Source organism: Desulfobacter sp., from assembly GCA_028768525.1.
GTDB lineage: Bacteria > Desulfobacterota > Desulfobacteria > Desulfobacterales > Desulfobacteraceae > Desulfobacter.
Map to the genome: position 1 here is coordinate 1,596,675 of CP054837.1, position 14,766 is coordinate 1,611,440.

General features: G+C 56.9%; 11 protein-coding genes. 1 reads left to right on the plus strand and 10 read right to left on the minus strand.

What is annotated here, in order from left to right; translation table 11 throughout:
- Positions 1-11: 11 nt before the first annotated feature.
- The 8 genes from HUN04_07320 to HUN04_07355 form a co-directional block, all read right to left on the minus strand.
- Positions 12-1,556, minus strand: coding sequence for an acyl--CoA ligase (locus tag HUN04_07320; protein WDP89540.1), 1,545 nt, complete (start codon positions 1,554-1,556; stop codon positions 12-14).
- A 34-nt stretch (positions 1,557-1,590) separates the two neighbouring features.
- Positions 1,591-3,153: a carboxyl transferase gene (locus HUN04_07325; protein WDP89541.1), complete on the minus strand. Its 1,563-nt coding sequence runs from the start codon at positions 3,151-3,153 to the stop codon at positions 1,591-1,593.
- A 373-nt stretch (positions 3,154-3,526) separates the two neighbouring features.
- Positions 3,527-4,678, minus strand: a complete 1,152-nt coding sequence (locus HUN04_07330; GenBank protein WDP89542.1) for an acyl-CoA dehydrogenase family protein — start codon at positions 4,676-4,678, stop codon at positions 3,527-3,529.
- A gap of 41 nt (positions 4,679-4,719) precedes the next feature.
- Positions 4,720-6,495 (minus strand): DUF1446 domain-containing protein, encoded by a 1,776-nt coding sequence (locus tag HUN04_07335; GenBank protein WDP93198.1) that lies wholly within the window; start codon positions 6,493-6,495, stop codon positions 4,720-4,722.
- A 2-nt stretch (positions 6,496-6,497) separates the two neighbouring features.
- Entirely contained in the window at positions 6,498-7,271 is a 774-nt protein-coding gene (locus HUN04_07340; protein ID WDP89543.1) for an enoyl-CoA hydratase/isomerase family protein, read from the minus strand.
- Positions 7,268-7,795: a biotin/lipoyl-binding protein gene (locus tag HUN04_07345; protein ID WDP89544.1), complete on the minus strand. Its 528-nt coding sequence runs from the start codon at positions 7,793-7,795 to the stop codon at positions 7,268-7,270. Before HUN04_07345 ends, HUN04_07340 begins: the two co-directional genes overlap by 4 nt.
- A gap of 24 nt (positions 7,796-7,819) precedes the next feature.
- Positions 7,820-9,307 carry an acetyl-CoA carboxylase biotin carboxylase subunit gene (locus HUN04_07350; protein WDP89545.1) on the minus strand — a complete coding sequence of 496 codons (1,488 nt, stop codon included), beginning with the start codon at positions 9,305-9,307 and terminating at the stop codon, positions 7,820-7,822.
- Between the two features lie 12 nt (positions 9,308-9,319).
- Complete coding sequence (locus HUN04_07355) at positions 9,320-10,936, minus strand: methylcrotonoyl-CoA carboxylase (GenBank protein ID WDP89546.1); 1,617 nt, start codon at positions 10,934-10,936, stop codon at positions 9,320-9,322.
- 345 nt (positions 10,937-11,281) lie between these two features.
- Between HUN04_07355 and HUN04_07360 the strand changes: the two genes are divergently transcribed.
- Positions 11,282-11,938: a helix-turn-helix transcriptional regulator gene (locus HUN04_07360; protein ID WDP89547.1), complete on the plus strand. Its 657-nt coding sequence runs from the start codon at positions 11,282-11,284 to the stop codon at positions 11,936-11,938.
- Positions 11,939-11,972: 34 nt separating this feature from the next.
- Here HUN04_07360 and HUN04_07365 read toward each other — a convergent pair whose 3' ends face one another.
- Complete coding sequence (locus HUN04_07365; protein WDP89548.1) at positions 11,973-12,947, minus strand: nitronate monooxygenase; 975 nt, start codon at positions 12,945-12,947, stop codon at positions 11,973-11,975.
- A complete protein-coding gene (locus HUN04_07370) occupies positions 12,944-14,536 on the minus strand; it encodes an AMP-binding protein (protein WDP89549.1) in 1,593 nt (530 codons plus the stop codon). Before HUN04_07370 ends, HUN04_07365 begins: the two co-directional genes overlap by 4 nt.
- Between the last annotated feature and the right edge of the window lie 230 nt (positions 14,537-14,766).

Below are 14,766 nucleotides of genomic sequence, written 5' to 3' on the forward strand. Positions count from 1 at the left end.
AGATAAATCAATTATAAATAGTCGTTTATGGATTTGCGCAGTTCATTCTTTGCAATTTTCCCGATCAGGGACCGGGGCACATCCTGGGTAATGATAATCTTTCTGGGTCGCTTATAGTCGGCAAGCCCTTCTTTACAATAGGCCAATAACGCATCCCGGTTCAGTTCAGCACCCTGCTCAGGGATGACAAAAGCAACCCCTGTTTCGCCCCATACAGGATCCGGGATCTCCAATACCGCCGAGGTGTTAACCCCTTTATACGTATTCAGGTATGATTCAATTTCCATGGGATACACATTATACCCGCCGCTGATGTACATCTCCTTAATCCGGCCCATAAAGTGCAGATACCCGTTTTCATCCAGTTTTCCAAGATCGCCGGTGCTCATCCAGCCATCATCGAAAACCCCCTTGTCATCTTCGGGGTCCATATACCCCTTGATCACACTGTCCCCCTTCACCCAGATCTCACCGACATCACCTATGGGGACCTGTTCCCCTGAAGGGGTCCTGATCTCCATTTCAAATCCCCTGCCGGGTTTTCCTTCGGTCTCTTCCACGATTTCAAATCCGTCGTCCATGCCGGTGAAAGTAAAAAAGCCGCCTGTCTCGCTCATTCCCCAGGAAGCCACCACTTTTGCCCGGGGAAACGCCTTTGCGATCTGCCGGATCAATTCCGCAGAGGAGGGTTCTCCCGAGGTGACCACACATTTGACAGAGGAGAGATCCACCTTGGAAAAATCCGCATTCTTGAATATGAGCCGGTGCATGGTGGGCACACCGCCCATAAAGGTCAGCCCCTCCTTTGAAATCATATCCAGGGTTCCCTGGGGATCGAATTTGGGGACCAGGACCCCTGTGGCTCCGGCATAAAACTGGGCGGCCAGCATATCATGGGTACCGGCCACATGGCTGGTGGGCATATTGCACAGGAATTTATCAGAGGCATTTAACTGCCAGGCCTCTGTGGTGGCCCTGGCCATGGCCCAGGTATTGTTGTGACTGAGCACGGCGCCCTTGGGACGGCCGGTGGTGCCGCTGGTAAATATGATGATATAGGGGTCATCCCCCTTGGGATGGAATTCTTCCGGCACAGGTGCGGCTTCCCCTTGGGCCAGGGTTTCATAGGGCCTCACCGCCTTGTCATCCAACGCCCCCAGATATGAGAACACCGCCTCGAATTCATAGACCTTGATCAACTGCTCAACTTCGGCCTTGATTTCGTCGGGAAAGGCAAGGGTCACCAGAATTCTGGGGGAGGTCCGGCGGCAGAGGGCCGCCATCTCTCCGGCTTTAAATCTGGGATCCAGGGGAACCATGACGGCACCGATCCTGCCGGCGGCCATATAAAGGGTGGAGAACGCGGGCGATTGGGGCAAAAGGGTGGATATCCGGTCCCCTGGCCGCATCCCCAGCTCCAGAAGATTTTTGGCAACCACATCAATCTGTCGGTTGAATTCAGCATAGGTCACCGACTGGTCGAAAAACGAATACACGACATGGTCGGGCTGATTCTTGGCATGGTCTTCAATCACCGATGGGAATGGCCTGTTCATGATGCCTCCTTTTTGTAATTCGTCTAAATGATATCTAACACCTCATACCCCGTTTTTTGATACCCAGATTTGATTCTTCACGGCTGAAAATGGTCTCCACCCAGTCGCAGAGCAGGGGCCTGGTTTCCCTGGGATCAATGATATCCTCTATACCGAAGTGCTCTGCCGCCCTGAAAGGCCGGGCAAACCCCCTGTAATACGCCTGGAGCTCATCGTGGAGTTCGTATGGATTTTGCGCCGCTTCAATTTCCGCCCTGTGGGCGGCATATACCCCGCCTTCGATGGGAATATTTCCCCAATAGGCTGAGGGCCATGCATACCGCCAGTTCAACTTTGCGGGATCGGATTGGGCACCGCCTGCCACACCAAAACATTTTCTCACATAGATGGAGGCCCAGGGGACCGTTGCCTGGGTAACGGAAAAACTGGCCCGCACCCCTTTCCTGATGGTGCCATAGGTTTCCGATTCCACACCGATAAAAAAGCCGGGCTGATCAATCAGGTTGACCACAGGCAGGTGGAAGGTGTCACACATATCCACAAACCGCTGGAACTTTTCAGCCACATCCCAGGCAAATGCCCCAGCCTTGAACCGGGTGTCGTTTGCCAGCACCCCCACTGGATAACCGTTGAGCCGCGCAAGGGAAGTGATCTGGGAGCGCCCCTGGTATTTTCCGATCTCGAACAGGGAATCCGTATCAAATATGCCTTCCATTATCCGTCTCATGTCGTATGTTTTTCTCCCGTCCCTGGGAACAATTGACAGGAGGTCCTCCTCCCGCCGCTCCGGATCATCCTTTTCCGCATATTTTCTCTGGGGCATTTCCCATACATTCGACGGCAGATAATCCAGAAAGCGTTTCGCCTGATTTATGGCATCCTCTTCGCTCTCCGCCTCATTATCGATCACATTGCTCTGCCGGGTATGTATCCTGTATCCGCCCAATTCCTCCTTGGTCACCTTCTGTCCCTGTGCAAACTGGACCAGGGGCGGCCCCCCCACAAAAACCTGGCTTTTTTCCTTGACCATAACGGAAAAATGGGATTCCACCGCAAGCAATGCCCCAATGCCTGAAACAGGACCCAGGGCCACGGAAACCATGGGAATCTCCGACATGAGATCCGCCAGCATGCCCATGGCAACGTCATTGACCACGGGAAGTTCAAGATAGCCGATATCCGCAACCTCCCGGATGGTGCCGCCGGCACCGTCCAGAAGCCTGACCAGGGGCAGCCTCATCTCGTGGGCCATTTTCCCGTTATAGGCCAGCTTGGCCTTGAACAGACGGCCCACAGATGCCCCACGGATGGTGAAATCATCCCCCTGGACAATCACTTTCCTGCCGTCTATCTTTCCCCGTCCAATGACGATGGGACAGGGGGTAAGCGTCTCAAGATCCTGGTTATTGTTCACATAGGTAGCGGCCCCTGCCATGACGCCGGTTTCCTTGAATGTGCCTGAATCAAGCAGAAGGTCAATCCGTTCCCGGACCGTCATCTTCCCCTGACCATGCTGCCGGCTGACCCCTTTTTCTCCGCCGAGTTCATAGGCAATTCTTTTTCTCTTTTCGATTTCTTCCACTTCTTTTTTCCACATATGGACAGCCCTCCTTTTTTATATTGGCAGATACGGTTCCGCATCCATGACCGAAGATGGGGCGACACCGGGACAGGTATAGAGAAATAGTGAAATGGGCAAATAAAACACCCGGGGCGAATGCGCATAAGATGCTGATTTCTGCATGATAACCCTTTCAAAATCAGAAAAATGAGATCATTTGTTCTAATTAACGAACAGCGTTCGACATGTCAAGAAAAAACATCCGCTATCCAGAAAAAAATCTGCCCCGGCATCAGTCCACCCGAGGGTGTGATGATGGCGGGGCAAAAAGTTAAATCCGGGTCAACCCGAAAACTCGGGTTGAGTGGTATATTACCAGCAGTAAATTAAAATTTTCCTGCCGGAAAATTTAGAACCCGCAGGTTTTGCCGATGATCTCACTCATCACCTCGCTGGCACCGCCGCCGATGGATATCAGCCGGGCATCCCTGAATCTGCGTGAAATGCGCATTTCATTCATGAATCCCATCCCGCCGAACATCTGCAGGCAGCCCGAGGTCACCTCGTTGAGCAGATCCCCGCCCAGGAGCTTGCCCATGGAAATTTCCCTGGTGACATCCTGGCCCGCGATTTTCATTCGCACAATATGGTAGGCCAGGTGGCGCAGGGTTTCGGCCCGGGAAAGCCATTCGGCCAGGCGGTGACGCAGCACCTGTTTTTTAATCAAGGGCTTGCCGAAAACAACCCGCTCCTTGAGATAGGCAACGGTCTCCTTGATGGTTTCTTCCACCCCGATATAGGCCATGGGCAGGACGGCAAATCGCTCGTGCTGGAACTGCTGCATCTGGTGGATAAACCCCTCCCCCTCCACGCCGATAAGATTTTCCGCAGGAATCTTCACATTATCGAAAAAAAGCTCCGCCGTGTCCGAGCTGCGCATGCCCAGCTTGTCCAGTTTTTTTGACACGGAAAATCCCTCAATATCCGTGGGCACCACAAATAGGCTGAAGCTGTGGTACCCCGGCTCATCGGAGGTCCGGGCCAGCAGGGTCAGGAAATCCGCCTGGAGCCCGTTGGTGATAAAGGTTTTGGACCCGTTCAGGATATAATGGTCCCCCTCCCGCACGGCCGTGGTTTTCAAGGCCGCCACATCGGAACCGGCATCGGGTTCGGTAACGGCGATGGCCGCCACCATTTCCCCTTTCAGGGCCGGCGTGAGATAGGTCTCCTTAATATACTCCGATCCGAACTGCTCCAGGGCGGGGGTGGCCATATTGGACTGCACTGCAATGGCCATGGGAATGCCCCAGCAGTGGATTCTGGCACATTCCTCCAGCACGATGGTCTCGTACCAGTAATCCAGGCCCTCTCCCCCGTATTTTTCGTCAAAGCGAATACCGATGAATCCCAGCTCTCCCATCTTTTTGAAGATATCCCGGAGGGGGGCCATGCCCTCTTCCTCCCACTGGTCCACATAGGGGTTGATCTCCTTATTCACAAAATCCCGCACCGCCTTGCGGACCAGTCCATGTTCCTTGTTAAAGTAGATATCACTTCCCATAGTTCAAAATCCTTTATATTTTAACAGGTTCAGATCTTACCTTATAACACCGACACCGGCACCTCAATGATTTTAGCCCTCAGGTACTCGCCCAGGGTCTTGGCCTGGGGATCGCTTCTAACCGAAGCGGCCACCCCGTGGCCCAGCACCCCTTTGATATAAAAGTTCACCGCCCTCAGGTTGGGCAGGTCGTAGCGCTCTATCTCGTAGGGGGCCATGTCCGGCAGCAGTTCCTTTAAGCGGTCGCAGGTCAGGTAGTTGAACAAAAAGCCGTAGGCCCTGTCATCTCCGGCCCAGACCCCCAGGTTGGCATTGCCGCCCTTGTCCCCGGACCGGGTGGCAAAAAGCCGTCCCAGGGGCATTTGCCGGGTCTTTTCTTTGTCAAAGTTAAGGGCGGGGGGCAGTGTTGGCGGCGCCACGGCCGGAGTCGCGCCTGCCAGGTCCGAATCCAGGGCCTGGGGCACCTCGAAGATGTGCCCTCCAAGGGAAACCGCCTGGGTGATCTTATCCGCCCCCACCAGGGTGGGCCAGTGCCGGATGGCGGGACTTCCCGCCCCGGGCGGTGCCGTTACGGTGAACCCGGGAATGCTGGCCAGGGCCAGTTCCACCACCTTGGCGGAAAAGAACTTGCCCGCCTTTTTGGCGTCGGGGTCCATCACCGTGATCCGCAACTGGGCAAAGGCCAGGTCATTGTGGTCCGGGTCTTCCCTGTCCGACCGGATGAGCTGGACATCGGTCTGGGCAAAATTTTCCTTCCCCCCCAGGGACTCGAAAAGAAGGTCCTCCACCAGCGCTGCCTTTTTTTCAATATCCAGGCCCGTGAGCACCACGGTCATGGCATTTTTCTGGCCCCAGAAGGTATTGATGCACACCTTGGTGGTATCCGGCGGGGGGGTGCCCCGGTTGCCGGTCACCTTCACCCGGTCCTCTCCCTCCTCTTCCAGCACCAGGCTGTCAAAATGGGCGGTTACGTCCGGGGTTTTATATGCCGGTTCACGGATTTCATACATGAGCTGGGCCGTCACCGTGCCCGTGGACACCCGGCCGCCGGTGCCATGGTGCTTGGTGATGACAAAGGAACCGTCTTCGTTGACCTCGGCGATGGGAAACCCCATATTCTTATAATCCGGGATCTCAGCCATGAAGGAGTAATTGCCCCCTGTGGCCTGGGTGCCGCATTCAATGATATGCCCGGCGGCATAGGCCCCGGCCAGGCAATCCCAGTCACAGGGCCCCCAGTTAAATTTCCAGGCGCAGGGACCGGAGACCAGGGCGGCGTCAGCGATGCGCCCCCCCACCACGATGTCGGCCCCCTCATCAAGGGCCCGGGTGATGCCCCAGCCGCCAAGATAGGCATTGGCCGTCAGGGGAGCGCCCTGGGCCTCGGCCAGTTTTTCACCGGAATCCAGGTGATAAAAATCCTCCCCGGCCGCCTGGAGTTCCGGCAGCCGGGCCAGAAGATCGTCCCCGTCCACCGACGCGATTCTCGGGTGCAGCCCCAGTTCGGATGCCACCTCTTTCAGGGCAGCGGCAAGGCCCGGTGGATTGAGTCCACCCGCATTGGCCACCACCTTAATCCCCTTGTCCAGGCAGGGGCCCATGATTTCCTCCATCTGCCTGAGAAACGGCAGGGCAAATCCCTTGTCCGGTGATTTCATCTTCATGCGGAAAAGCAGGGCCATGGTCAGCTCGGCCAGATAGTCGCCGGTGAGCACGTCTATGGGCCCCCCCTCCACCATCTCCCTTGCCGCCGACAGCCGGTCGCCTAGAAATCCGCTGCAGTTTGCGATAATCAACGGTTGCTGCGTATTGCCCATCATTAGTCCCCCGTAAATACCGGTTTGCGTTTTTCAATAAATGCCGTGATCCCCTCGGCCGCATCCCGGGTACCGGCCACGGCCTGGAGCCCCTGTGAGAGCCGGGAGAGGGCCGGTTTCAGGTCCAGCCCCTCGCAGGCGTTGAAGGCCTCTTTGCCCAGGGCCAGGCCGATGGGGCTTTTAGCGGCCAGGGATTCCAGGATTTTTTCGGTTTCCCCGTCAAAGGTATTTGCCGGGCAGACCCGGGTCACCAGCCCCATGTCCAGGGCCTGGGCAGCTGTCAGTTTTTCGCCCAAAAGGATCATCTCCATGGCCTTTTTCCGTAGCACGTTTCTGAAAATCAGCGACCCGATCATCATGGGGAAAAGCCCCACATTCACCTCGGGGGTGCCGAATTTGGCATCCTCCCTTGCCACGACAATATCGCAGCCCAGCATAAAGCCCGTGCCCCCGGCCAGGCAGTGGCCGTTTATCCTGGCCACCGTGGGCTTGGGGAACTGGGCAATCCGGGCCAGAAGCCCGGCATAGGCGTTGAACATCTTTTCTTTTTCCTCGGAGGAGGCCTGCATGGCCCCCCCCAGATCGGCGCCGGAGCAGAATATCCGCTCCCCTGCGGCAGTGAGGCAGACGGCCCTCACCCCTTTGTCGGCCTCGGCCTTGTCAAGGTATTCTATAAACAGGAAAATGGCCTCGGGACTGATGGTGTTGCCCTGTTGGGGACGGTTAATGGTTATCCAGCCCACCGCCCCCTTTTTCTCGTAAACCAGATCACTCATGCCGCCTCCCCCGCCTCTGCCTTTTCAATGTCCGCCAGAATATCCCCGGGCATGACCTTGTCCCCTTCACAGACGCCGATGCGGGTAATTTTCCCGCCGTAGGGGGCTTTAAGGGAGGTTTCCATCTTCATGGCAGAGACCACCACCACGGTATCCCCCTTTTCCACCCAGTCCCCTTGGGACACCGGCACCTGGATGACAACGGCCGGCATGGGCGGGGTAACCGTATCCGGTTCCTGCCCGGCCCCGGATTTTTTCCTGGTTCCACCGGACTGTTCCTGGGCATCCTTATCCAGGATAAAATACCGTTTCCCGTTGAGGATGACCAGGCTGCCTCCGCGGGTCTTTTCCACCCAGGCATTGACCTGGCAGCCGTTGATATCAAGACAGATTTTACGCTCATCCATCCGGGAGAATGCCAGATCATAGGATGCGTCCCCCATCCGGACTTCTGCGCCCGATTCCGTCTGGGACCGGACATCCAGGGTCCGGCTCTCCCCGTTTATATCCAGATTATATTCCATGGTCTTTCTCCTTTTGTCCGGCGGTTAAAGGGTCCATCTGCCCAGGGTGTTAAAGGGGGTATGGGCCGTAACAGGTCCCAGGCCCGTGCCCGACACCTGCTGCCCCGGCAGAAGCTCGGCGGCAATGAATGCCAGAGCGGCCAGATCTGCATCAGCCGCCTTGGGCGACCAGTCTGAAAAATCGGTGTCGATGAAATCCGTGAACACCTCCCCCTTCCGAAAGGCCTCGCAGTCCAGGACATCGGCCAGAAAATCCACCGGCGTCCGGACGCCCAGGACCACATAACCGGCCAGGGCATTCATCATTTTTGCGATGGCCTGTTCCCGTGTTTCCCCGTGAACCGTAAGCTTGGACAGGATGGGGTCGTATTCCACGGGAACCGCGGCACCGCTGTAAACCCCGGCATCGTTGCGGATCCCCGGGCCCGAGGGCACCTTGTAATATTCGATTTTTCCGGGACTGGGCAAAAAGCCGTTTTCCGGGTCTTCGGCATAGATCCGGCATTCGATGGAATGGCCCCGGCCCAGAATATCTTCCTGTTCCATATCCAGGGGCAGCCCCGCCGCCACTTCAATCTGCCGGCGGACCAGATCAATGCCCGTGACAAATTCCGTCACCGGGTGCTCCACCTGGAGCCGGGTGTTCATTTCAAGGAAATAGTAATTGCCCCTGTCATCCAGAAGGAACTCCACGGTGCCGGCATTCACATACCCGGCCGCCCGGGCCGCATTGCAGGCCGCCCGTCCCATGCGCTCCCGCAGATCGTCATCCACGGCCACCGAGGGGGTCTCTTCGATGATCTTTTGGTGACGTCGCTGGATCGAGCATTCCCGCTCCAGCAGATGGATGGTATGGCCCCGGCTGTCCGCCAGGATCTGGAACTCAATGTGCCGGGCCCGGGTAAAAAATTTTTCCAGGTAGACCCGGCCGTCGCCAAAGGCGTTCACCGCCTCCCTTGAGGCCGATTCCAGGGCCTCGGCCATCTCATGGGCGGCGTTCACCACCCGGATGCCCTTGCCCCCGCCCCCGGCACTGGCCTTGAGGAGTACGGGGTAACCCAAATCCTCGGCTGCTGCCAGCATCTCATCCAGGGTATATTCCCCGCCGGACAGTCCCGGGATCACGGGTACATCCGCGTTGATCATGATCTGCCGGGCCGTGAGCTTGTCCCCCATCTCCCGGATGACCCGGGCCGGCGGTCCGATGAAGACCAGGCCGGCCTGCTCGCATTTCAACGCAAATTCATGGTTCTCCGACAAAAAACCGTATCCCGGATGCACGGCCTGGGCACCGGTTTCCTTTGCCGCCGCGATGATCCTGTCCATATTCAGATAGCTTTGCCCGGGATCCGAAGGACCGATGCAGACCGCTTCGTCGGCCTCCAGCCGATGGAGGGCGGCCGCGTCGGCATCGGAATAGACCGCCACGGTTTTAATGCCCATATCCCTGCAGGTCCGCATGACCCGCACCGCGATTTCGCCCCGGTTGGCAATGAGTATTTTATTAAACATTTGCGGCCTCCTTTACATCCTGAATACGCCGTAGCCGTATGGTTCCTGATGCAGGGGCGCATTCAGGGCGGCGGAAATCCCCAGCCCCAGCACATCCCTGGACTTGGCCGGATCAATGATGCCGTCGTCCCAGAGCATGGCAGTGGAATAATAGGCATTGCCCTCCTTGAGGGCGCTGCCCACCACCGGCTCCTTAATGGCGGCGGCCTCTTCCTCACTCATGGGCGGCTGCCCCATGCGTACCCGCTGGTCATTGGTGATGGTGATGAGCACATCCGCCGCCTGGACCCCGCCCATCACCCCGATCTGGGCATTGGGCCACATCCAGAGCATGCGCGGAGAGTAGGCCCGGCCGCACATGGCGTAGTTGCCCGCCCCGAAGGAGGCCCCCACCACCATGGTGAACTTGGGCACCGAGCAGTTGGACACCGCATTGACCATCTTGTGGCCGTCCTTGGTGATCCCCCCCTTTTCATAGGCCTTGCCCACAATGAACCCGTTAATGTTCTGGATGAATACCAGGGGAATCTTTCGCTTGTCGCAAAGCTGGATGAACTGGGTGCCCTTTTGGGCGCTTTCGCTAAAAAGGATGCCGTTGTTGGCCAGGATGCCGACGGGATACCCGTGGATATAAGCCCAGCCCGTGACCAGGGTGGAGCCGTACATCTCTTTGAACTCCAAAAATTGTGACCCGTCCACCACCCGGGCGATGACCTCACGGATATCGTAGGGTTTGGCCAAATCAGGGCTCACGATGCCGTAAAGTTCCCTGGGATCGTAAACCGGCGGTTTGGGCGACTGGAAAGAGAGTCTGGACTTGTCATTCTCCGGCAGATTTTTCACGATGTTGCGGATGATGGCAATGGCATGGGGGTCGTCCTCGGCAAAGTAATCGGATACCCCGGACTCGCTGCAGTGGACCATGGGCCCGCCCAGTTCGTCCGCAGAAACCTCGTCGCCGGTGGCCGCCTTTACCAGGGGGGGGCCGCCCAGGAAGATGGCGCCGTGGTCTTTTACATGGACGATTTCATCGCACATGGCCACCCCGTAAGCCCCGCCGGCCGTACACAGCCCCATGACCCCCACGATCTGCGGGATCCCCATCTTGGACATCCGGGCCTGGTTGAAAAAAACCCGGCCCCCGTCGTCAATATCCGGAAAAATTTCTGACTGCATGGGCAGGTAGGCGCCGGCCGAATCCATGAGATTGATATAGGGCAGCCGGTTTTCCATGGCAATGGTCTGGCAGCGCAGGGTTTTTTTCACCGAAAGCGGATACATGGAACCGCCCTTGATGGTAGCATCGCTGATGGTGATCATGCACTCCTTGCCGGCCACCATGCCGATGCCGGCCACGATCCCGGCCTTGTGGATCTTTCCGCCGTACTGGTCCCTGGCCGCCAGGGGGGCGATCTCAAGAAAAGGGGTATTCCTGTCCAGAAGCAGTTCAAGCTTTCTGGCCGCCGGAATCTTGCCCGATTCTTCATGGCGGCGCAGGGCCTTTTCCGACCGCTGGTTCATGGCGATATCCAGTTCCCGGTTCAGGTCCTCAACCAGGCCCGCCATCTCCTTGTAATTTCGCTTGTAGTTTTCCGAATTGATATCGATCTGGGTTTCAATTACATCCATGCCTGTTTCACCCCGTTATTAAGGTCATTGATATGGAACGAACCGAAGTTTATTAGGACAACCGTTTTATTTATCTGATACCGGCATCCTTATTATTTTTTTCAAAATTAAATTATAGCATGACTTTATTAATGTCAATTATAAAAATGTCCAACTTTAATTTTCTCCTGAATTTCATTGAGAAACACTTTACCATTATCCAAAGCCGGAATTTAAGAACCTAAGATCAACGCCGTTAAATGAGCCGAAAGCCTTACGCGGCGGGGTTGACAAGAATTCTGCAAATTGACTATAGTGGGCATCAACAAACCGGGGATATGAGAAAACAAGCAAAAAGGGAAAGAGATGACCGGGGAACTATCAGGGCCCATGAAACGGCGGGAGCGGGAACGGGAATACCGGGTCCGCACCATACTTGATGCGGCAGAGCACTTGTTTGCCCAAAAGGGGTTTCTAAAAACCAGTGTGGAACAGATCGCGGATGCGGCGGAGCTTTCCGTGGGCACGGTCTATTTTTACTTTAAAAACAAGGAAGCCCTGCTGGCCGCCCTCTTTGACGAAAGCCTATTTCTCCTGCGCTCCATTCTCGGAGAAAAATTCGAGGCGGCCCCCTCCCCCCTGGCCGGCATGGAAATGGCGGGCCATGCCTTTTTCGAAGAATTCTGCAGCCAGTACACCACCAAAGCCCTGGTGCTGTTCAGGGAGGCCCCGGCCCACGGGAAGAAAATGGAGGCCCGCCGCAAAAAAATGTCCGAAACCATTGCCCGGGACCTGAGCGGGGCCATTGAACGGCTGGGCCGGGAATCGGGCGCCCGGTTCCCCGGCCCACGGTCTCCCATGGTATTTGCCCAGTGCATCCTGGGGGTATACGAAAAACTGGCCTTCCATTTTCTCACCGAAACCCTTACCCCCGGGGAAAAAGCGGACCTGGCCCGGGATGCCGTTGAATTCACCGTGGGCGGTATGCGGCAGGTGGCCGCCCCGGAGAAGGGGCACCTTTAATTATCCCCGCCTGGGAATCATTAAAGGTGCCTGATTAGTGCGCCAGGGCGGTACTGGCACCGGCGGCTGCAGCCGAGGCCTCTGCCATGATCCGGTCGAAGAGTTCACCCACACTGGGAATATCCTTGGCCAAACCGACACCCTGTCCGCAGGCAATGATCCCCTCCCGGATATCCCCGCCCTCGTACATGGACTTGGCCTTGAGGCCTGAGACCACCTCCAGGATCTGTGCAAAATCCGCCCCCTGGGCTTCCAGTTCCAGGCAGCGTTCCGCCGCCTCATTGGCCAGGACCCGGTGGGTGGCGTTGATGGAGCGCATGACCAGGCGGGTGTCTATTTCAGTGGTGTTCAGGAGAACCTCTTTGATATTGTCGTGGATGGGGCATTCTCTGGTGGTCAGAAGCCGTGTCCCCATAATGACCCCGCAGGCGCCCAGACAGAGGGCCGCGGCCACCCCCCGGCCGTCGGAAATCCCGCCGCCGCCGACAACCGGAATCTCCACGGCATCCCTGACCACGGGGATGAGCACCATGGTGGCGATATCGAAATTGCCGGTGGCCCCGCCGTTTTCATAGCCCACCACCGTAACGAAATCCGCCCCCAGCCCTTCCACCTTCCGGGCATATCTGGGTCCCACGCATTTATGGATCCAGGTCATGCCCGCCGCCTTGAATTCCCTGCTCAGTTCCACCGGCGCGGAATGGCCGGAGGTTTCAACGATATTCACCCCTTTGGCCTTCATGATCTCAAGATAGAGTGCATTGTCCACCCCCTGGATGGCCGGAAAAAGGCTGAGATTCACGGCAAAGGGTTTGTCCGTCAGTTCAAAAAGCGTATCAATGGCGTCTTCAAAACTTTCAGGGGTCTTGTAGATGGTGGAGGCCAGAATGCCCATGCCGCCGGCATTGGAAACGGCCGCCACAAATTCAGGGGTGGAGATGGACATCATAGCCCCGCCGATCAGGGGATATTTTATCCCCAGCCGGCGGGTCAGTTCGGTTTCGATCATTCCTGGATTCCTTTTTCCCTTAACATATTTTTCCTCACCTTGCCTGTAGAGGTCAGGGGCAGGCTGTCGGTGAGGATTACCCGTTTGGGCACTTCAAATTTTCCCAGTTCTTTTTTACAATGGCCGATGACATCCTCCGGTGTCAGGCCGCTATCCCTGGCCGGCACCACAAAGGCGGTCACCGCCTCGGTCCATCGTTCGTCGGGCAGGCCGACAACGGCGACCTGTTCCACCCTGGGATCGTTGAGAATGGCCCGTTCCACCTTGATGGAGGCCACGTTTTCGCCGCCGGTCTTGATCATATCCTTTTTCCGGTCCACGAACAACAATTGCCCGTCTTCGTCAAAGGCGCCCAGGTCGCCGGAGTGGTGCCATCCGAATTCCCGGCTCTGGGCCGTAGCGTCCTCGTCCTTGAAATACCCTTCCATCACCGCCGGCCCCCGCCAGACGATCTCCCCGGTTTCACCGGGCCCCAGCAGATTGCCCTTATCATCCATCACCGCCGTATCCAGAACCAGGTTGGATCTGCCCCAGTAATTGCCCTGTTTGTCCGGATAGGCACTGGCATGGAACATGTTGGTGGGCGGAAAACACTCGGTCTGGCCCGTTCCCAGCCTGAACTCGGCCCTGAAAATATCCATGCCCGCCTCCAGGGTGGCCTGGTCCATGGGGGCCATGGCAAAGATGCAGGACCTCAAACTTTCCCAATTGCGGCCATGGACCGCCGGGTGGTTGACCATGGCACGGTACATGATGGGCAGCCCGAAAACCAGATTCACCCGGTCCTTTTCCAGAATATCCATCACCGCGCCCGGCTCAAACTGCCGGATGGCCACGGCGCAGCCGCCCCCGTGGAGAGTGGAGAGGGTCACGGCCTGCTGGGCACAGTGGAACACCGGCAGCATCATGGTGGAGGAGTCCCCGGACCTCAGCCCGAACTCAATGGCCGTGGACAGAGAAGAGATAAAGACTGACAGGTGGCTGATGAGCACCCCCTTGGGTTTACCCGTGGTACCGCTGGTGTAGAGGATCTCAAAAATATCCCGGTCCTGGATAATCACATCGCAGACCTCGGTATCGCTGCCGCCAGACAAAAAATCTTCAAAGAGGATATACTCCCCGGAGATCGCCTCCTCCCCCGTGGGGATACAGATTTTCGTCTTTACCCCGGGCAGATTGGGCCCCACCTTGTCCACCAGGGGAACCAGCAGGCTGTCCGTGACCAGGGCGGCCGCCCCGCAATGGTTCAGTACATAGACCATATCCTCCGGCGCAATGCCCGGATTGACAGGGACAGCCGTTAACCCGGCCTTGGCGCAACCGTACAGGGCAATGACGTATTCGGCGGAGTTCAAGCCCAGCAGGGCCACCCGGTCGCCCTTGACCAGCCCCTTTGCCCGGGCGGCAGACGCAAAACGGTTCAAGGCCCGGTTCAGTTCAAGAAAACTAAGCTCGGCCATCCCCATGCCCTTGTAATCCCGCAGGGCAACCGCATCCGGGGTATTGGCGGCCCGCCGCCTGAAAATATCGCCCAGGGCAACCCGCTGAATGAGATTTTTCTCCAGTTCAAGACCCGTGGTAAGACTCATGTTCCCTCCTTTGAATATAGATGTGGATATATCGAACCGGCGCACCGGGCATCCGGCATTACCATCTTGAGGACAGACCGAGCAGCAACATAATGAATTCAATTCATCTTTATAATCAAACTCAATATTATAATACGATTCGAAATGTCAAGTTCTTTTATACCCGCCGAATCCTTTACCTTGAAAATAAGTCCATTACATATTATGATTTTAACTCATCCAAATTAAAA

Bases quoted from the DNA above. Each gene is read 5' to 3' on its own strand.
- HUN04_07320 (WDP89540.1), bottom strand. From the start codon at position 1,556: ATGAACAGGCCATTCCCATCGGTGATTGAAGACCATGCCAAGAATCAG.
- HUN04_07325 (WDP89541.1), bottom strand. From the start codon at position 3,153: ATGTGGAAAAAAGAAGTGGAAGAAATCGAAAAGAGAAAAAGAATTGCC.
- HUN04_07330 (WDP89542.1), bottom strand. From the start codon at position 4,678: ATGGGAAGTGATATCTACTTTAACAAGGAACATGGACTGGTCCGCAAG.
- HUN04_07335 (WDP93198.1), bottom strand. From the start codon at position 6,495: ATGGGCAATACGCAGCAACCGTTGATTATCGCAAACTGCAGCGGATTT.
- HUN04_07340 (WDP89543.1), bottom strand. From the start codon at position 7,271: ATGAGTGATCTGGTTTACGAGAAAAAGGGGGCGGTGGGCTGGATAACC.
- HUN04_07345 (WDP89544.1), bottom strand. From the start codon at position 7,795: ATGGAATATAATCTGGATATAAACGGGGAGAGCCGGACCCTGGATGTC.
- HUN04_07350 (WDP89545.1), bottom strand. From the start codon at position 9,307: ATGTTTAATAAAATACTCATTGCCAACCGGGGCGAAATCGCGGTGCGG.
- HUN04_07355 (WDP89546.1), bottom strand. From the start codon at position 10,936: ATGGATGTAATTGAAACCCAGATCGATATCAATTCGGAAAACTACAAG.
- HUN04_07360 (WDP89547.1), top strand. From the start codon at position 11,282: ATGACCGGGGAACTATCAGGGCCCATGAAACGGCGGGAGCGGGAACGG.
- HUN04_07365 (WDP89548.1), bottom strand. From the start codon at position 12,947: ATGATCGAAACCGAACTGACCCGCCGGCTGGGGATAAAATATCCCCTG.
- HUN04_07370 (WDP89549.1), bottom strand. From the start codon at position 14,536: ATGAGTCTTACCACGGGTCTTGAACTGGAGAAAAATCTCATTCAGCGG.